This is a genomic window from Chryseobacterium aahli (assembly GCF_022699665.1).
Taxonomy (GTDB): Bacteria; Bacteroidota; Bacteroidia; order Flavobacteriales; family Weeksellaceae; genus Chryseobacterium; species Chryseobacterium aahli.
The window spans coordinates 63,754-82,475 of sequence record NZ_JALDNB010000011.1 but is presented as its reverse complement, the minus strand read 5'-3'; the positions used below and the strand labels follow the sequence as shown (position 1 = coordinate 82,475).

The 18,722-nt window shown below is 35.0% G+C and carries 14 protein-coding genes and 1 pseudogene; 6 read left to right on the top strand and 9 right to left on the bottom strand.

From position 1 onward, the window contains the following. The first annotated feature begins 83 nt into the window (after window positions 1–83). From MQX03_RS16505 to MQX03_RS16495, 3 genes are all read left to right on the top strand, one after another. Entirely contained in the window at window positions 84–431 is a 348-nt protein-coding gene (locus tag MQX03_RS16505; protein WP_242804365.1) for a DoxX family protein, read from the top strand. A gap of 3 nt (window positions 432–434) precedes the next feature. After that, on the top strand, window positions 435–875 hold the full coding sequence (locus MQX03_RS16500; RefSeq protein WP_242804363.1) for a hypothetical protein: 441 nt from the start codon (window positions 435–437) through the stop codon (window positions 873–875). A gap of 547 nt (window positions 876–1,422) precedes the next feature. Further along, window positions 1,423–2,868, top strand: a complete 1,446-nt coding sequence (locus MQX03_RS16495) for an RCC1 domain-containing protein (protein ID WP_242804362.1) — start codon at window positions 1,423–1,425, stop codon at window positions 2,866–2,868. Window positions 2,869–3,401: 533 nt separating this feature from the next. Here MQX03_RS16495 and MQX03_RS16490 read toward each other — a convergent pair. The 8 genes and pseudogenes from MQX03_RS16490 to MQX03_RS16455 form a co-directional block, all read right to left on the bottom strand. Further along, window positions 3,402–3,590: pseudogene (locus MQX03_RS16490) on the bottom strand (T9SS type A sorting domain-containing protein); the annotation flags it as partial. Window positions 3,591–3,802: 212 nt separating this feature from the next. After that, the gene (locus MQX03_RS16485) at window positions 3,803–8,815 is read right to left on the bottom strand and encodes a PKD domain-containing protein (RefSeq protein WP_242804361.1); all 5,013 of its coding nucleotides are present in this window, start codon (window positions 8,813–8,815) and stop codon (window positions 3,803–3,805) included. Window positions 8,816–9,025: 210 nt separating this feature from the next. After that, window positions 9,026–10,744 carry a helix-turn-helix domain-containing protein gene (locus MQX03_RS16480; RefSeq protein WP_242804360.1) on the bottom strand — a complete coding sequence of 573 codons (1,719 nt, stop codon included), beginning with the start codon at window positions 10,742–10,744 and terminating at the stop codon, window positions 9,026–9,028. Between the two features lie 53 nt (window positions 10,745–10,797). Beyond that, window positions 10,798–12,333: a YifB family Mg chelatase-like AAA ATPase gene (locus MQX03_RS16475; RefSeq protein ID WP_242804359.1), complete on the bottom strand. Its 1,536-nt coding sequence runs from the start codon at window positions 12,331–12,333 to the stop codon at window positions 10,798–10,800. Window positions 12,334–12,456: 123 nt separating this feature from the next. Continuing rightward, window positions 12,457–13,422, bottom strand: a complete 966-nt coding sequence (locus MQX03_RS16470; RefSeq protein WP_242804358.1) for a T9SS type A sorting domain-containing protein — start codon at window positions 13,420–13,422, stop codon at window positions 12,457–12,459. 29 nt (window positions 13,423–13,451) lie between these two features. Beyond that, on the bottom strand, window positions 13,452–14,789 hold the full coding sequence (locus tag MQX03_RS16465; protein WP_242804357.1) for an outer membrane beta-barrel protein: 1,338 nt from the start codon (window positions 14,787–14,789) through the stop codon (window positions 13,452–13,454). Then, the gene (locus tag MQX03_RS16460) at window positions 14,782–15,348 is read right to left on the bottom strand and encodes an RNA polymerase sigma factor (RefSeq protein WP_242804356.1); all 567 of its coding nucleotides are present in this window, start codon (window positions 15,346–15,348) and stop codon (window positions 14,782–14,784) included. The genes MQX03_RS16465 and MQX03_RS16460 overlap by 8 nt, the downstream gene beginning before the upstream one ends. Before the next feature lie 98 nt (window positions 15,349–15,446). Next, a complete protein-coding gene (locus tag MQX03_RS16455; protein WP_242804354.1) occupies window positions 15,447–16,019 on the bottom strand; it encodes a DUF4840 domain-containing protein in 573 nt (190 codons plus the stop codon). A gap of 254 nt (window positions 16,020–16,273) precedes the next feature. Between MQX03_RS16455 and MQX03_RS16450 the strand changes: the two genes are divergently transcribed. Genes MQX03_RS16450 through MQX03_RS16440 form a run of 3 tightly spaced genes read left to right on the top strand, consistent with a single transcriptional unit; the run spans window position 16,274 to window position 17,680 of the window. Continuing rightward, window positions 16,274–16,621 carry a tRNA-binding protein gene (locus tag MQX03_RS16450; RefSeq protein WP_242804352.1) on the top strand — a complete coding sequence of 116 codons (348 nt, stop codon included), beginning with the start codon at window positions 16,274–16,276 and terminating at the stop codon, window positions 16,619–16,621. Window positions 16,622–16,648: 27 nt separating this feature from the next. After that, complete coding sequence (locus MQX03_RS16445) at window positions 16,649–17,350, top strand: 3'-5' exonuclease (RefSeq protein WP_242804350.1); 702 nt, start codon at window positions 16,649–16,651, stop codon at window positions 17,348–17,350. Between the two features lie 3 nt (window positions 17,351–17,353). Beyond that, window positions 17,354–17,680 carry an iron-sulfur cluster assembly protein gene (locus MQX03_RS16440; protein ID WP_129535402.1) on the top strand — a complete coding sequence of 109 codons (327 nt, stop codon included), beginning with the start codon at window positions 17,354–17,356 and terminating at the stop codon, window positions 17,678–17,680. Between the two features lie 148 nt (window positions 17,681–17,828). Here the strand turns inward: MQX03_RS16440 and MQX03_RS16435 are convergent, their stop codons facing one another. Further along, entirely contained in the window at window positions 17,829–18,665 is an 837-nt protein-coding gene (locus MQX03_RS16435) for a sulfurtransferase (protein ID WP_242804348.1), read from the bottom strand. Between the last annotated feature and the right edge of the window lie 57 nt (window positions 18,666–18,722).

Sequence of the window (18,722 nt, the reverse complement as noted above, 5' to 3'; positions counted from 1 at the left end):
TTTTTTGGTTATCATAAATGCTGGATTGGGTTACGCTATTCAGCATTTATATTTTTTGATCATTATTTTTAAAACATAATAAAATGCTAGTAAAAATTATTAATTCTGTGCTAATACTTGTAGCTCTTTACATGGGATGCAAACAAGGCTATGCTATGTTTTCCGGAAAATCGGAAATGATGGAAATGTTTGGAAAGTGGGGTTTTTCAAAAACCGCACTCATGATTAATGGTGCAGTTACAATCATTGCAGCTCTTTTAATTCTGCATCCAAAAACATTTGTCTGGGGAAACTTCCTGATGGCTGCAGGTATTTTACTGATCATCTGCTTTCATCTTTTAGATAAAGACTTTAAAGGGGTTTTAATAGAGCTTCCTTTCCTTGTCCTGAATCTTATTATTATTTATTTGCAGCATCCTTTAAAAAGCTAAACCATGAAAACGCCTCTATTATTGATGCTTCCGCTCTGTTTATCATTGACAGCTTGCGGTCAGAAACAAAATTCTTCAACAGAAAGTAAAAAAACAATTAAAGAAAATTCTAAAAACAATCAAACGATGGACCTATCAAAAATAACAAACCCAACCGTAAAACAAGCAATGGAAGCACTACAAAATGGGAACAAAAGCTGGTATTCATTTTTCACAGAAAACCCTGCGATGACAGATGACGGAAATAAAATAGACTTTAAAAACTTTTTCTCAAAAGCATTGGGTACTGAAAAGTTTCTTAGCATCGATAAAGTGGAAAACGATGGAAAAGATATTTACGGAGATTTCAAAGCTGGAAATTGGGGAACTTTCAGAGTATTCTTTAAATTCCATCAGAATGCAGACGGGAAATTTGACCGATTAGATATTGGGCAGGCACATTAAAGCAAATAAAAATTACATCAAACAATTATATAATATCCTTTTTTGTCATCATGCTTCTTTTTACACGCAAAAAGAACACATATAACTATTAGCCATTTTAAGAGTTTAAAAAAGAAGTTTAACCTATGCAAATAAATTGAAAAGACATTAAAGTGCTATTGAATAAAATATAAACAATTTCTATTATTTAAATTTTATCATTAATTCAAAAACGTTTGATTGAAAAATCAAATAAATAATTTCATTGTGATCTTACTAGATGAGAATATAATGAGAGGGCTACTTTGGTTTAGAATACGAATTAAAATACTAATAAATAACTATATGAAATTTAAGTTACCCTAAGAATAAATCCCAATTATCAGATATTTATAGTGTGACTTTTCCAAATATACCAATCATTGCAAATTACTTCCACACGCTTGATTTAAAGCGCCTTAAATGTCATTAAATAGAGAATAATTTCCGAATTCATTCAGCTTATTGATTGTTTCACAATAGAGGATATTTGTAATATTGTGCCATAAAATTTTAAAAATAAACAATTATGGAACAATTTTTATCACTGTTAAAAAAAACAAAAAAAGGTTGGTTAGGATTGGTTTTGCTGCTTGTCTTTCAAACCAACATGAGCGCACAATGTTCAACTACAGGATGGAAAAAAGTGTCACAAGGAGAGAACTACAATATTGCTCTCAAAGAAGATGGAACGATTTGGATTTGGGGACAAAATACTTATGGATTACTTGGTAATGGATCCGCAGCAGCCACAGAAATTAAACACCCTACCCAAATAGGTACAGATGCCAACTGGACAGATATATCAACAGGGCGTAATTTTGCTTTGGCTATAAAAGCCAATGGAGATCTGTATGGTTGGGGAGCTAATTATTATGGAGAGCAAGGGCTAGGAAATAATACAGATCTTTCTACGCCAACATTAATCCAGCAAAATGTTAAAGCATTTTCTGCAGGGTACTACCACACTCTGATAGTTAAAACAGATGGGACTCTTTGGGGTGCTGGTTATAATGATTGGAGCGGTCTTGGTGTAGGAACCAGCGTATTTTCGTACAACACATTCCAGCAAGAATCTACACTAGCAACAGACTGGGCATCTGTTACTGCTACTTACTACAACTCATTTGCAATTAAAACAAATGGCACTCTATGGTCTGCAGGAACCAATATTGAAGGGCAGACCGGTTTAGGAACACCTGCTTCTCTAGGATCTAATGAAACTAATGTTTTTACACAGGTTGGTACAGACACAAACTGGAAAGCAATTGCGGGAGGTATCTACCATACATTAGGATTAAAAATTAATGGCGAATTATGGTCTTGGGGTCATAATAACAACGGAAGATTAGGACTTGGTACCACGGGTGGTATTCAATATACACCACAGCAAATACCCGGTACCACTTGGTCTTCAATCGGGGCAACAAATGAAGCTTCTTCTGCTCTTAAAGCTGATGGTTCTTTATGGACTTGGGGCTATAACCAATACGGAAAATTAGGCATTGGAACAGCAACAGATGTTAACATCCCTACAAAAGTAGGTACATCTAATGATTGGTTGTCAATTCCTGTAAGATCTGGTGAAAACTCTTCTGGGGGAGTTAGAACATCTACCAGCTTATGGTCTTGGGGATGGGATGGTTACTGGCAGTTAGGTAATGGTGATGGTACTGCAACAAACAGCAATGTTCCTACGCAGGTTAAATGTGTTGATGATGCAAGTTTATCTGTAAACGATATTTCTTCTGCGAAAAAAGGGAACTTATTATACCCTAACCCTGCAAAAGATTTTATAATGCTACAATCTTCAAAACAGGTTTCTGAAGTTAAGATTTATAACCTAACAGGAGCTGTAGTAAAAACTATTTCAAAGGTTACTGACAACAGAATAAACATTAGTGATTTACCAGCAGGTATTTATATTGTTAAAACAAATGATTCAACAGAGGGTATGAAATTGATAAAAAAATAATTTCAATACCAATATTAAGAAAAGAGAGCTGATTTTATTGGCTCTCTTTTTTTATGATATTAGTAAAAGGACTTTGAATGCTGCCTTTGTAGAGTCTCTTTTTCTGTGGAAGAAATTTATGCGAACCAACGCCTTATTCGATGACATGGTTGAATATTGTGAAAGTCTAACAAAATTAAAATCTGAATATCAGATTTTAGCTTAAGCAAAAAAAGTTTGGAAAAACTTTCGGTGATGAGGCTCCGTTTCATACATAAGATAAGGAAGAAAGAACTATTGAAATTTCTGATAATCTTCTTAAGGTTTTTAATGAAAATAAATCGACCAAAGAGATCTTTGATCAATTGAGCAACAACCATAAAAAAGAATATGTTATTGGATTGAAAAAACCTGAAAAATAAAAAATATCCAATGATTTTGGTGAGGAAAAGGGGAATTTTAAGACATTTTATTTATATAAAACGATGCCCCCAAATTATAAATTTAGGGGCATCGTTTTAATTTGTTTTTGAATTAATTCATATCTCCTCTGATTATTGTTTTATGATTTTATCAACAGCTTCAGAATCATTAACTCTAACTAAATAAGCTCCGGAAACTAAAGAAGAAACATTAGTCTGCTTATTTTCAAACTTACCCGTCTTCACAAGCTGTCCTGACATATTATAAATTTGATAGTAATAGTCTTTATCGTTATTTGCACCGATAAATAATGTATTACTTACAGGATTTGGGGGAAAAAAGTTTTATCACTCTTCACTTTTTGTTCAATTCTATTTTGACAAAAACATTTATTGCTTGTTTGCCAGAAGCATTGGGAATCAATCAATTTTCAATCTGTATGATACGTATTTTGATTAACAATTGTTTTGGAATAGCAAAAAATAATCCGCCTCAAAAATCAATTGAGACGGATTAAAATCATTGTAAAAAATTAGTTTTTAATAATTTTTTTGGTAGTGGTTTTGTTTTCAGATATATCTATCAATTTAATAATATACACACCTTGCAGAAGATGGGAAAGATTCACTTTTTTATTGATAAACTTACCCGAGCCAATTAAAGCCCCCCTCATATCATAAAGTAAATAGCTAATTTCTTTATTGGCTGTAATATGTAACTCATCTTTAAAAGGGATTGGGAAAAGTTTTTCTTCTGATTCTACAGTTGGTCTTGCAACTTCTCTTAATAGCTCTGTATTTGGTGAATGTTGTTTTGCAATAACCGTACTTGCTGTAGGGTCTATTTTTACGCAACGCACGTTCATGGCAGTATATGGATCGTTTGCTACTTTTGTCTGTAATTGCAAGGTTCTATTCATAAACAAAGCATTAGCCCCACCTAGGTATGTTTCATTTAAACTAGAAGTCCAAAGCCCAGCATAACCATATGCTAATGCAAAGTTGCCCAAATCTTTTTCAAAAGCACCTCTAATACCAGTATAAGGTATATTTCCAATTTTAAAATCTTCTGACGGAACACCAAAGGAAATTCCATACCTTATATAATTTCCATTAATAGGAATGGCATCTTTTATAGCAACTCCTGGATAGGGTCCACCATTTTGTTTTATACTTTGTTTATTAGATTCAAAAATGCCATAGCTATAATACTTATAGATACTCTCAGAGCCTGTATTATAACCACCAAAATACCATGGAGAATCTCCTTTGATTCCATTTCCATCATATCGTGCATTAGGAACTCCGCTATCAGGCACTCTCCATCCACAAGGGCACGGATCGAAAGGAGATTTAGAATCGGCATGTCCCCATCTGTTTGGCATCGCATTGGGTTCATCTAAAAGCCAATCCTGAAATACGCCAGCGTTTTTTATATTTTGATGAAAAAAAGTAAAGGGCTTTTCTATTGATTTTCTAAGATGGTTTCGAATCTTTGTTTGTTTAGTATCAGAAGGGGAATCATATGTTGTGATACCGGCACTTGCATCATTATACAACTTTGCATACGTACTTTTATAAGAGTTTCCAGTAACGGGTGTTGTATTAAAAGACGAAGCAGATAAATTACCTTGAGCATCTGGCCCCAAAGATGATATATAAACATTCTGAGCAACGCCAGGAGATACATTTATATTTCCAATATTATAGCCTGGCGACACAAAGGTAGGAATTGGGTCTTTTCGCCCCCATTGGTATTGTAAGCCCCCCGAGTTTTTTACTAGTGCCAATTCTGAAGATGATGGAAAATAATTACCATTACCATCTGGTGTAGGAGTTGGCAAAACATCAATAGCACCTAGATTTCTATCCATAAAGATATTGGTTTGTGATTTTTCTCCAGAATTGGTAAAGCCTACATAGTTTATTACATCCCCGTGTAGTATGCCATCTGTTTCTAATATATCATCTTTTTCTGTTTTGTAAGTGATTGCGTTAGCAGTAGGATCTGTATTAGATACCCAAATATGCCAACTCCATAAAACAGGATTACTGATACTGCCATTATGTAGAGAGACAATAGCATTTCCAGATTTTCCTGCAGCTACTTTTACATTAATCACTGTATTATCAAGATCTGCTATGGAAGATGGCAGTTGATTTAATTTTATATTTGTTATTAAGCCTGGATCTGTTGTCCAATATACATTTACCTTTAAATTATCAAATGCTGGCAACTGGTGATCTGACAGGTAATTATTATACACTGCAAAAGCCTTATTAATCGGAATGCCATCAACAAAATTATTCGGAGATATTTCTGTTTTTACAATTTGCTCTGATGTAGATTTCACTAATACATAAGAGTTGGGATTTGATAATCCGTTAGAATAAATACCTGGTGTGCTGGGAGAGATAGGGAGATATTCTGTAGGGAAATCAAAAGACGAAGAAGTTGAAGGATTAATTGTATTATCCGCATAGGGATCCTGCATGCATCTACAAGCATTCATAGCTTGTGTTTCGTTAACTTCACTTGTAGTAAAATTAATACTATAATTACCTATCATATTAGAATAGTTGGCAGCATCTGGACGGGCTGGGTTTCCAGGATCTGGGGTAAACACCATTTGATTTGGCATGAAATTCATATTACCTGTGCTGCCACTATCATTGCCTATTGTGGCTGTCCATAGAAAAATTTGATGTGTATCTGAAAAATAAGGTATAAATCCAACAGTACCTCTTACTCCGTATCTCCCTGTTCCCACCATAAAACCCATATTAGAAGAACCTCCATCGTTAGGATTACCAATATTTGATAAATCAAAGCCAATATGCGGATATGCTTTAATACCATTATATATTTTATCATTACCTCCATTCAGAGTCGAAAGTCCTTTTGGTTTAAAATTAATAGCTTTAATGACACCAGCAGTCGGTATTGTACTACCAGTGGCAGTAATATTCTGCCCAAAAGGATAAAAGTTGATAGGTAAAACTGTTCTACTGGAAAGTACAGACGGGATTCTCCATTTATTAGGACATGGATCAAAGGAAGACTTTGGAAGATAGCCTTTAACACGAGAATACAAATCACCATTTGGATCATATTCTCCTTTTGAGTTATCAGACCATAGATTATCATACGAATTGCCTGCAAACCAAGTTTTTATACTACTACTTCCATTATAGATAGGCTTCAATGGATTGTTAACAGATTGGCTGATATTATTTTTAACTCCAGCAACCGTAGGGATAAAATATCCTGTTCCATTAGCATACTCGAAAATTTTTAAACTGGTAGGAGAAGTCTTATTTTGTTTGTAACTAGCATCTTTTGATCTTACTACACCCACCTCTCCTATTACGTCATAAAAGGTACCATCTTTATAAACCAGCGGTGGCATCGGATCTTTTCTGCCCCATTGGTACATTAATCCTCCTGATTTATTACCTTTAAGACTTGGGGTATAAACTCCGTTTTTTAAAACAAAACCAGTATCGGTTGCACCCATATTTCTATCCATATATTTGGGGGTAAATATCTTACTAGTCGTAGCATTATAATAATTATTTACGCTGTCCCCATTAATGAACTCTAATCCTCTACCAGCAGAATGACCAAAAGAAGGGCCATTACTTGGGTCGTCTGTTACCCAGACATGCCAACTCCAAACAATAGGATCGGTGGTGTTACCATTTGACCCCATGTGCAAAGCCACTACAGCATTACCATAGCCTTTAGATTTATCAATTGGGACTTGTATTTTTGTTTCCTCGTTATTGTTGGCATCCGATAAGACCAAAGAATAATTTGCACCAGTACTTTTTATCAATCCTGGTACATCTTGCCAATACACAGTGGCTGTCATTATCCCGCTAAGCGTTTGGTTATTAAGCTTGGAATTATTTTTCCACATGACAAAAGCCTTTTTTACGGGGATATAAATTCCGTCTACCTCATAATTATTTTGGTCTTTCCCTGTAAAAATATAAGAGTTGGGCGCTAAAGTCCACTCTCTGCAGTCTACGGAATTAATAACTGCTGATGCAGAAGATGTACAACCATTTGTATTCTTTACCATAATGGTATAAGTTCCAGCTGCAAGACCCACTTTAATATTAGAAGCCTGGTAAGTCACTCCTCCATCAAAACTGTACTCTACTCCTGTAGCTGGAGAAGTAATAGTAATGCTGCCTGTATTGACAGGGCATGCGGGTTGTACAATGGTTAATACAGGTGTATTTAGAACAGCAAGACCTGGATTTATAGTAACACTTGTTGCATCTGAAACCGCTCCCTGCATATTTTTTACTCTCACCAAATAAGTTCCCGAAATAAGACCTGAAACAGAATTAGTTGATTGGAAAGTTACTCCATTATCAAAACTGTAAGTTACTCCTGTAATTGGAGAAGTAACGGTGATAGAACCAGTAGAAAGATTACAGGTGGGCTGTGTGACAGCAACTATTGGAGCATCAAGCTGAGTCGTCTGGATATAATTATTTATCTTTAATGAAGATAATAATCCGCTACTGTAATCTGCTAAAAGTTCTGCATAATGACTTCCAACAGTAGAAAACGCAATACTTGGATTGTTTTGTGTGGATGTCAGAATATTTGCGCCATCTTCAAAATTCCAGGAAACCGAAGAAGGTGTTCCTCCTGAAAGGTTGGTAAATTGCACACTACTTCCTACATTGGTAGAGGTAGGATTAGCAGAAAAATCTGCGATTGGCGAAAATGTAAAACCATAGCCAAAATTTACATTTGCATTCACGTCAATTGCTTGTCTCTGACCTGTATTATTAGTATAAAGCTGAACTTTTATATAATATTTACCCGGTGTCAGAGGATAGTTTACAACTTCTGGACTCCTCGAATTCAGCCATCCTTTTGCCCCGTCGCTCATCCATGTCGTTGCTGTTATCTGTGTTTCAGTGAGAGTACCGTCATCATTTTTTTTCACCAAAAAAGTCCAGTTGCGTACGAACGATAAAGACCTTAAGTTTAGCACGGCTGTGGATCCCTGCGGTATTTCGAACTCTTTATTTACATAATAATGATAACCATTAATTACGTTATTTCCAGTTATCCATCTTGAGGCTCCTGCAATTCCTCCTGTAGATGCTGAAGACCACCCTGCAGCAGTAGCAGCATAACGCGTTACCGGCGTACTTACAATACCATTTGGGTCTGTATAGGTCCAATCGGTGTCTGATGCATCTACATCCGGCATTAGTGTTCCGTCATTATTTTTTCCGGAACTTAAATCAATAATATTTCCTGTTGTTACTTTGACTGTTCTTGTAGAAATAGAACTTCCCGAAGCGTTACTCACCGTCAATTTAGCCGTATAAACTCCAGCCGCCGTATACGTAACATTAGGATTAGGACTTGTAGAGGTAGAGGGTGTACCTCCTGTAAATTCCCAAGCAAAAGAAGTAGGACTTCCTGTACTTGTATTCGTGAAATTCACTGTATTTGCTCCTGAAATAGCGGTTGTAAATTTCGATAACGGGCTTTGTGCACTGACTAGCATGGCACAAAACAGCAGAAAAAGTAAAGTAATTTTTTTCATCTGTAATTTTTGTAAAATGGTTTAAAATCCTACTCTATTGAAGGTTTTTCGGTGACACCTATACTGAAATAAAGACAAAATTAAAGTGGGGATTCTATTATCACTGTATGATAGATGTGCTATTTTATAAAAAAGAACAAGCAAAAAAAGACATAACGATCTAATTAACAATTAATTAAATCTCAACCTTTCTAAATAAGATGAAAAATTCTCACCTGTATGTTTTTTGAATATTTTTGTGAATGCAGAAGTACTTTTATATCCTATATGTTCTGAAATTGCCTGTACTGTATATTTGTGATATATCTTTTCGTTATCTAAAAGTTTAAGCAAATATTCTATCCTTTTTTCCTGTACATATTGACTGAAGCCTTTATTAAGATAATCGTTGAAAAATGCAGAGAGATATGCCGTATTGGTTCCTAATTTTTTTGCCAGATAAGAAAGTTTAAAATCGGGATTGAGAAATTCTTTACTATTTTCCATCCTTAAAAGTTTTTTCTGCATTTGCTCAAACCCTTTATTATCCGTAAGGTATTTTGATTTTTCAGAATTTTCTTTTGTTAATTTAAGAGAAAGTGCAATATCTTTCAACTCAGTTTGTTCTTCTACAGACGTAATAATCTGCATACTAGAAGCATTTTTTTTGCTTGTCTGCAAATGATGAATATAAATAGCACCTATTATAATGCTTAAAACGATTCCTGTAATAAAGAGAAAAATGAGCCAGCGATTCTTTGAATTGATAATTTGTTGAGCTTTTTCATTAGATTCCTTAATATTAAAAAGACTCATTACTTCATGAGCTTTTTCTTTGCTGGATTCTAATTTTTTGATTTCATTTAAATACAATTTTGCATAATGCAATGCTTTATTATCGTCTCCTTTCTGCTGATAGGCATCCATATAAGCACTCAATCCCTCGATGTAGAATTGTTCGGTTCCTGATTTTAAAACATAGGCAGAATCTAATTTTATTAAATATTTTAATGCTAGATCAGCTTTTTTAAGCTGTAGGTAATTTTCTGCCAGCCCTATACAATATGCTTGATAAGTAAATGAGTTTTCTTGCATAATCGGGTGGTCAAAATATAATTTGTAAAATGATATTGCCTTAGAATGATTATTTTTATAATATTCTGTTTTTGCCAATCTCGAATTATATAATGCAGAGTTGTAAGAATCATTTTTATTAAATTTATTTCCGTTAACAAATGACATTCGATAGTGCTTGTCGGCAGAATCCAGATAGTTTTTATTTTGTGTCTTTTTATACTCCTGTATAAAAGTATCTCCGAGAAAGTTGTGAATATTTGCTGTTCTGCTTAAATAATCCGGATGCTCTGGTTGGGTCTTTCGTAGACACAAATTAAATTTCTCAATTGCTTTGTTATAATGTTGTAAGTCAAATTGATTGATGGCTAGAAATGAAAGAAACTCTGAATATTCAATTTCTTTTTTGTGAGCTAAAACCACTTTAAAGGCTTTATCATATTCTGCTTTTCTCCGATAAATATAGAAAAGCCTTGTTGCGGACATTCTTACAATACTTCGATAGCAATCGGAGTCCATTTTAGATTGATTGACTTTAGCCCTTTCTATGCATTCCAATGATTTTTTCTCTGCTTTATCAAGTTCATTTCTTAATAAATAATCAATGGATGCATCATAATGTAATGCCAATGTTTGCATACATACATTATTCGAATGCTTCAGAATGGCATTAAGAGAATCTACATTATCGTTTGTTTCATAATGCAATGTTTTCAGAATTTGATTCACCGTTCCATTATATTCTGAATGATATCTTTTTTGAGAATATAAAGTTGTGATGAAAAAAAAGAAAAACAGGCAAGAAAATTGAGACACCCAATTTTGTGAAATATTCATGCTGCTATATTTTGAGTTTTGGTGTATTAATTTTTTAATGTTGAGGTTTAATTTTAAACATTCCAAAACTCCCGATCCAGACTTCTGTACTGTATCGCTTCAGAAATATGATGCGACAAAATATTCTCAGATTCTTCCAAATCGGCAATCGTTCTTGCCACTTTAAGAATTCGGTCATACGCTCTTGCAGAAAGATTTAGTTTTTCCATCGCCATTTTGATGAGGTTAAAAGATGCGTCATCCAGCTCGCAAAACTTCTCCAATTCGCGGGAACCAATTTGAGCATTATAACTGATCGATAAATCTTTATATCGTTCATTCTGTATTTCACGGGCAATCAAAACACGTTTTCTGATGTCTTCACTTTTTTCACCTTTTCTTTTCGCCGCCAATTGTTCAAACTCAACTTTCTGAACCTCAACATGAATATCAATTCGGTCTAAAAGTGGTCCCGAAAGCTTATTCATATACCGCTGCATTTCAAAAACCGAAGACGTATTATTAGGATCATCGGGAAAATATCCACTCGGACTTGGATTCATTGAAGCCACCAACATAAAACTTGAAGGATAATTGATTGTAAATTTCGCTCTGGAAATGGTTACTTCACGATCCTCCAATGGCTGGCGCATGACTTCCAAAACTGTTCGTTTAAATTCAGGCATTTCATCCAAAAACAAAACACCATTGTGAGCCAATGAAATCTCTCCGGGTTGGGGATAACTTCCACCACCGACTAAGGCAACGTCAGAAATTGTGTGGTGCGGGCTGCGGAATGGCCGAACCGTCATCAAAGATGTTTCCGTTCCCATTTTTCCTGCCACGGAATGTATTTTTGTGGTTTCTAAAGCTTCCTTTAAAGTAAGTGGCGGCAAAATGCTCGGAACTCTTTTCGCCAGCATAGTTTTTCCGCTTCCCGGCGGACCAATGAGAATAATATTGTGGCCACCCGCTGCAGCAACTTCCATTGCTCTTTTGGCAGTTTCCTGACCTTTCACTTCAGAAAAATCAAATGGGAAACTGTTTATTTTATCCTGAAATTCTTTTCGGGTGTCTAAAATAACTTTCTCCAAAGGCTTTCCTTCATTAAAAAAATCGATAACCTCTTTGATATTTTCAACGCCATACACATCCAAATTATTGACGATGGCTGCTTCTCTTGTATTTTGTTTCGGTAAAATAATTCCTTTAAAACCTTCTTCCCTCGCCTGAATGGCAATCGGCAGAACACCTTTTATGGGTTGCAGACTTCCATCGAGTGAAAGCTCACCCATAATGACGTAATCCTGTACATTTTCACCCAAAATCTGATCAGAAGCAATTAAAATTCCGATGGCAATACTCAAATCATAGGCAGCACCTTCTTTCCTCAAATCTGCGGGTGCCATATTGATCGTAATTTTCTTTCCGGGAATTTTGTATCCCACGTTTTTCAGTGCAGCAGAAATCCTGTAACTGCTTTCTTTAATAGCATTATCGGGCAAACCAACAAGGTGATATCCTACTCCACCAGTATCAATGTTTACTTCTATTGTGATAGTCTGTGCAGAGACTCCGAAGATGGAACTTCCATAAATTTTAATCAGCATTGCAATGTGTTTTGAGTAAAATTAATATTTTTTTCTTATCAAACAATAAAAAATCGGCACAAAATAATTTGCGCCGACTCCACATTAAAAGTATAAAAAAACTAACTATGATTATCTAATCTTCTATTTCTTTATCATCTTATTTTTATAAATTCTACCATCGGCAGTTTTTGAAATAATCATGTACGTTGCAGGAACCAATGCACTCACATCGATGGCTTTACCTGCCTGATGATCTCGTTTTTGAATAACCAATTTCCCCGATAGGTCAATTATTGAAATTTCGCTGTACTTTTTATCAGACTCTTTTCCGATGTACAAAAGCTGCGCAGTTGGATTTGGGTAAATACTTAAACTATTTTCTTTTGTTTTCGTCTCCCCTGTTCCCAAACTGCAAAAGCTGTAGTCTCCAAAATTTAATTTAATGAAAGCAAAAGAAGCAAGCATTTCACACTGATCAGGGCAATATTCTGTACAGGCATAAAAGCCATATTCCCCAGTTGTTGTCGCAATGTAAGTATCACCCGTTGCTCCAGGTATCGTGCAAGGTTCGTTTGGTGACGGGGGATTACTTCCAGGAAGGCATCTAAACCATGTATGCGTTCCGTAGACACCCGGAAATCCATTATCTAGTTGCACTGACGCACCTGCACAAACGTTATATTCCCCTGGATTAGTTTCTTCATAAGTTCCCGGCGTGAAATTGACCATCAGATAGGGAAGACCGTAAGCATATCCGTCTGCAAGAATAGGAGTGCTTTCAGCGGTACAGTCATTCTCTGAAACGACGACTTTAAAATAATGAAGCATATCTGTAGTTCCATTAATCGTTAATGTCTGAGATGTCGCTCCGGGTATAGCTACCCAAGGATTGTTGTTGGGAGTCTGCCAATCCCATTCCTGGCTGTACCATTGGTAATTCTGGAAGGTTTGGGTAACAGATAACGTTTCCGACTCTGAGTTACAGAATACAATACTGCCCTGGAACATTGCGTCTAATCTTGGGCTGGTAACGGTAGGGTTGCATTGTGCTTTTAGATTAAAAAAACTTAAAAGTAAAAATGCCAAAAAAGTGATTTTTGTTTTCATAAAAATTGATTTGGTTGGTGATTTTGTATTTAGTCTATCGACAGCCTTAATCCGAATTTCAGATTAAAATTGAGCGGTTTTTCTTTGTAAATGGTATTCAAAATACTGTTGTCTTTGAAATGATATCCTAATCCGGGTTCAGCGTAGATTCCCAACCTATTGGTAATGTTAAGCTGTACTCCGGCTGCTGCGTTTACAGAGATTTGAGTAGGCTTGGAACTTAATTTCTCTTCAGTTTCATCTTTAAGCGTATTTTCTACCACATATTTTGTTTTTAAACTTCCCGAAACTGATTTTTCTATTAAAGTTCCTGCCGTAAGATATCCTGTGAAAGCGGGTTTTTTAATGACATTATAGTTCACCTGCACCGGAACTCCTACATAATGGATGGTCTGATCACTTTGTATATAATTCAAATTGCTGCCGGAATGCAAGTCCGATGAAAGTTTGGTGTACGTAATTCCGGTACCAATTCCCCACCTTTTGCCAATGTTGTAATACACAGAAGCACCGAAAGTCACAGGCATTTTATGTTTTATTTTGGCATCAACTTGTTGATCTTGGTTGGCTAAAAGTACCTGAGTAAGAGGATCAAGTTCTGTGCTTGAACTGTGAAAAACATCACTGATGCTCATGTTGCTTCCGTTGAAAGTAGCATATCCCGGAACCTGGCCTGCAGAACCCGAAGAGGCATTTCCTGTAAGAAGACTTACCATCCAGGATTTATTTGTTTTAATTTTAGGTAAATCTGGTTTTTTATCTAACTCGTTTATTGCTAAAAGCTTTTCGTTTTCTCTTAAATCATCATCGTTATTTTTTACCGTGTTTTCTTGAGATAAAATTTGATTATTGAAATCTAAACTTTTTTGTTTTTCGTCAGAGCTAAAAATATGCGCTATTTCGCCTTTCAACAAGTCTTTGATGGTTTCTGAAGAGGCATTTACAAACAATTTATCTGTGAAAATACTTTCTACATAGTCATTTTTAAAAACGTGATTCTGACTATAATTTTTGCCATTATTAATTTCTTCAGAAGAAGATTGAGCAATCACATTTTCGGTTTTGGAATCTGACTGTACATTTTTCTCTACAATTTTCTTTTCATTCGAATTTTCAAAAAAATGATTGATTCCAAAAAACACAAATGCAAGTACGGCGGCCACACTTACTGCTCTATAAATAATAGTAGTAGGTTTGGAATAAGTATTACTTTTAATCTGACCTTTAACATCAGTAGGAACTGCACCAAGAATATGCTCATCTTCATCGAATAATTCAGATCGAATATCATCCCACAATTCGTCTGGAACATCTTCTGTGTGATCTTCCATTTTTCCGCGCAGATCATTTAGCCAATCTTTACTCATAATGCGCTTTTTTTATCATTTTATGTTCATTCACTTTCTGCACAAGCATCGCCTTCGCTCTATGAAATTGGGAAGCCGAAGAATTTTCTGCTATTCCTAATATCGCAGCTATTTCTTTATGGCTTTTTTCTTCAAACACATAAAGATTAAATACAGTTCTGTAACCATCCGGAAGCGATCTGATCATTTCCATCAGGTTTTCTTTTGAAATACTTTCAAGATCAGGCTCATCATCATTAGAAAAATCCGGAATGGTGTCAAGATCTGTAGCCGTTTTCAGACTGAGATTCTGCTTGAGATGCCTTAAAGATTCATTAATGACAATACGTGTTACCCACGCTTTCAGAGAGCCGTTTCCACGATACTGAAAAGAATCTATGGAACGGAACATCTTAATAAAGCTATTTTGCAGCACATCATGAACGTCATCTTTCTCAATAATATACCGTGAGCAGACATAGGAAAGATTTCCGGAATAAGCTCCGAAAAGCTCTTTCCAGGCAGCTTCTTCTTTTGCAAGAAGGCGTTTTGCCAAAATCTGTTCCTTAGTTTCTTCCATGTACTGCGTCAGTTACTCTTATTTTTTAATTAAATATTTAAATTCGAATGCAAAAATAGATTGCCCTTTACTAAAGCGCAATCTATTTTGATCCTATTTTAGTTTTTCACACAATACGGAAAATCATATTTTATGATTTCGTAAGGAGTTAAATCAACGCCGTCAACGGTTATTTTTTCAGCAATGATGCCAAATCTTAATGACCTATCCTGCCCTACATAAAATCCTTTTTGCGGTGCAGCAATTTTCACAATCGCATTTTTTGTAACCCCGTCCACCGGAATTTGCAATACTAAAGTTTTTGGAGCAAAGTTCAATTCAACTACATTGTTGGTGGTATTTAATGATGAGGTATAATTAAGCTTATACTTCACCTTCCCGATAGCAGTCAATGCAGCTTCTGCTTTCACAGGGTTAGTCACTACCGTTTTCACAATTTCTTTTATAGGAAAATCATTGAATATCACCGTGTCTTTTTTTACACTAAGATCAACCGTTTTTTCATTTTTAATATTTCCTTGTGTTGTAAAAAGTCTGGCTTTATAATTCCCGTTCACATCTTCTAATTTCACAGGAATCGGCTCGTAATCATCCATACAAGACATTAAGGAAAACGCCATCAATGCAAAAAAACCAACTGCAAAAGCCTTAAAGGCATTTAAATTCTTCATTTTTAAAAATTTATCGTTAAACATCTATTTTCTGAGCACTCAATTATATAAACCCATCATTTCAAAAATCTTGCATCCTTTTTTATTAAAAAGATATAACTGACTGATTATTAAATCAAAAAAAATATAGATTTAAATCACATTTTAGATTTCTTATTATTTTAATACATTTGTTATAAAGGTGGATTCAATACAATTTGATTTTACCACAACACTTGATGACTATTGGAAATACCATTTAATAATAATTTATAATGAACGTAAAACCTGAAATATCCTGGGCAGAATTTGAAAAATTAGACATCCGATGCGGAACGATTATTTCCGTGAATGATTTTGAAAAAGCCAGAAATCCTTCTTATCAGCTTGAAATCGATTTTGGAGATTTAGGAATTAGAAAATCAGCCGCACAGATCACGACACTTTACAATAAAGAAGAATTAGTTGGAAAACAGATTTTAGCAGTTGTAAATTTTCCTAAAAAACAAATTGCTAATTTCTTCAGCGAATGTCTGGTTTTGGGAGTTTATGGTGAAGATGCAAAAGATGTTACACTTTTATCACCTTCTCTTCCGACAAAAAACGGACTTCAGGTTGGATAATTTAATTTAAAAATTTCAAACACAAATATGATACAGAACATTCCTTTAGAAAAAGTTTTATTCCTTGATATTGAAACGGTTCCACTTTACGGAAATTGGGACGAAATTCCGGAAACCGAGCAGAAACTTTGGGATAAAAAAACAAGATATCAGCGCAAAGATGAAATTTCTGCTGAAGATTTTTACGAAAGAGCCGGAATTATGGCAGAGTTCGGGAAAATCATCTGCATCACCATTGGAATGCTCGAGAAAAATGAAACTTTAAGAATAAAAAGTTTCGCCAATGATGATGAGAAAAAACTTTTGCAGGAATTTGGCGAACTGTTCAACAGTCCGAGGCTTCGGGATGTCATTCTCTGTGCACACAACGGTAAAGAATTCGACTTTCCGTGGATTGCGAGACGTTTTCTGATTAACGGAATGCAACCGCCAACCCCATTTCAAATGTTTGGAAAAAAACCGTGGGAAATCCCTCATCTTGATACGATGGAACTTTGGAAATTCGGAGACTACAAAAGCTATATTTCTCTGGAACTTTTAGCCCATGTTTTCGGAATTCCAACCCCGAAAGACGACATTGACGGCTCAATGGTTTCATCAATCTACTACATAGAAAAAGACTTGCAGCGAATAGTCGACTATTGTGAAAAAGATGTCTTAACTTTGGCAAATATTTTCCGGCGTATGCGTCAGGAAGATTTATTGCAGAGAAATATCAATTTAGATTAACAAATGAACTTTACAGACGATCAGATTGCCGACATTGGTGAAGAAATTATAAGAGTACTAAAAACCGTTTATGACCCCGAAATTCCGGTGGATATTTACGAATTGGGATTGATTTATGACGTTCAGATTTCGGAAGAAGCCGATGTGAAAATCATCATGACCTTAACGAGCCCTAACTGTCCCGTTGCAGAAAGTCTGCCGCAAGAAGTAAAAGACAAAACTGCCGAAGTAGAAAATGTAAAAAGCGTAGATTTGGAACTTACTTTCGAACCAACTTGGAACAAAGACATGATGAGTGAAGAGGCAAAATTTGAGCTGGGAATGCTTTAAATTTTCTTTAAAATAAATGAGGCTGTCAATTTTTTGACAGCTTTTTTTGATTCAAAAATTAATTTTAAACCATTAAGGTAATTAAATTGATAAGAAATATTAAGTTTGATTTCATCTTAAGAATCAGAAACTTCATTCAATCAAATATTCAAACTTCTTTGGCAATTTCCTTTCCTTCTCTTCTGCTCCACTCACTCCATGAGCCAACGTATAGATTCGGAATTTCAAAACCGGCATAATTTAAAGCTAAAATTGTATGACAAGCAGTAACTCCGGAACCGCAGTGAATGATTAGTTTTTCAGGTTTACTTTCTAGTAATTTTAAATATTTCTCTCTTAAAATTTCACGTTTCAGGAAATATCCGTTTTCATCTAAATTTTCAGAAAAAGGAATATTAATTGCTCCGGGAATATGTCCGGCAACTAAGTCAATCGGTTCAGACTCGCCTTTATATCGATAAGCATCTCGCACATCAATTACTGTTGCGGAATTGTTTATCAATACATTTTCAACATCTTTCAAGGTTGAAATCGGCAGAAGCCAATCTTTTCTGTCGATAATTTTAATTTTTTCAAAAGTTTCTTCGCCTGATGTAAACTCTAAACTTTCTTTTTCAGCTTCTTGAAATCCACCATCTAAAACCTGAACATTTTTTAAACCAAAAGCTTTCAGCATCCACCAAGCTCTTGCGGCAGCATTGGCTCCATTTTTATCATCATAAATTACTACATGAGAATCTTCTGTAATTCCTAAAAGAGAAACCGTTTCTCCAAATTTTTCAATGGTTGGAAGTGGATGTCTTCCACCAAATGCAGCGTTTTGTCCAATTTCTGCCAAATCTTTATCTAAATCTACGAATCTTGCTCCTTGGATGTGTTTATTTAAATAGCTTTGATAAACATCTTTTCCTACTCGTGCATCAAGAATGATTAAATTTTCAGAAAAGAGGTTTTTGAATTCGGAAGGTGAAATTATTGGTGACATTTTGGAGAATTTAGTTGATAACTTAATACTTTGAAAATTTAAATAAATTATAATAAA

Bases quoted from the DNA above. Each gene is read 5' to 3' on its own strand.
- MQX03_RS16455 (WP_242804354.1), bottom strand. From the start codon at position 16,019: ATGAAGAATTTAAATGCCTTTAAGGCTTTTGCAGTTGGTTTTTTTGCA.
- MQX03_RS16450 (WP_242804352.1), top strand. From the start codon at position 16,274: ATGAACGTAAAACCTGAAATATCCTGGGCAGAATTTGAAAAATTAGAC.
- MQX03_RS16460 (WP_242804356.1), bottom strand. From the start codon at position 15,348: ATGGAAGAAACTAAGGAACAGATTTTGGCAAAACGCCTTCTTGCAAAA.
- MQX03_RS16470 (WP_242804358.1), bottom strand. From the start codon at position 13,422: ATGAAAACAAAAATCACTTTTTTGGCATTTTTACTTTTAAGTTTTTTT.
- MQX03_RS16445 (WP_242804350.1), top strand. From the start codon at position 16,649: ATGATACAGAACATTCCTTTAGAAAAAGTTTTATTCCTTGATATTGAA.
- MQX03_RS16475 (WP_242804359.1), bottom strand. From the start codon at position 12,333: ATGCTGATTAAAATTTATGGAAGTTCCATCTTCGGAGTCTCTGCACAG.
- MQX03_RS16440 (WP_129535402.1), top strand. From the start codon at position 17,354: ATGAACTTTACAGACGATCAGATTGCCGACATTGGTGAAGAAATTATA.
- MQX03_RS16485 (WP_242804361.1), bottom strand. From the start codon at position 8,815: ATGCTAGTCAGTGCACAAAGCCCGTTATCGAAATTTACAACCGCTATT.
- MQX03_RS16465 (WP_242804357.1), bottom strand. From the start codon at position 14,789: ATGAGTAAAGATTGGCTAAATGATCTGCGCGGAAAAATGGAAGATCAC.
- MQX03_RS16500 (WP_242804363.1), top strand. From the start codon at position 435: ATGAAAACGCCTCTATTATTGATGCTTCCGCTCTGTTTATCATTGACA.
- MQX03_RS16480 (WP_242804360.1), bottom strand. From the start codon at position 10,744: ATGAATATTTCACAAAATTGGGTGTCTCAATTTTCTTGCCTGTTTTTC.
- MQX03_RS16435 (WP_242804348.1), bottom strand. From the start codon at position 18,665: ATGTCACCAATAATTTCACCTTCCGAATTCAAAAACCTCTTTTCTGAA.
- MQX03_RS16495 (WP_242804362.1), top strand. From the start codon at position 1,423: ATGGAACAATTTTTATCACTGTTAAAAAAAACAAAAAAAGGTTGGTTA.
- MQX03_RS16505 (WP_242804365.1), top strand. From the start codon at position 84: ATGCTAGTAAAAATTATTAATTCTGTGCTAATACTTGTAGCTCTTTAC.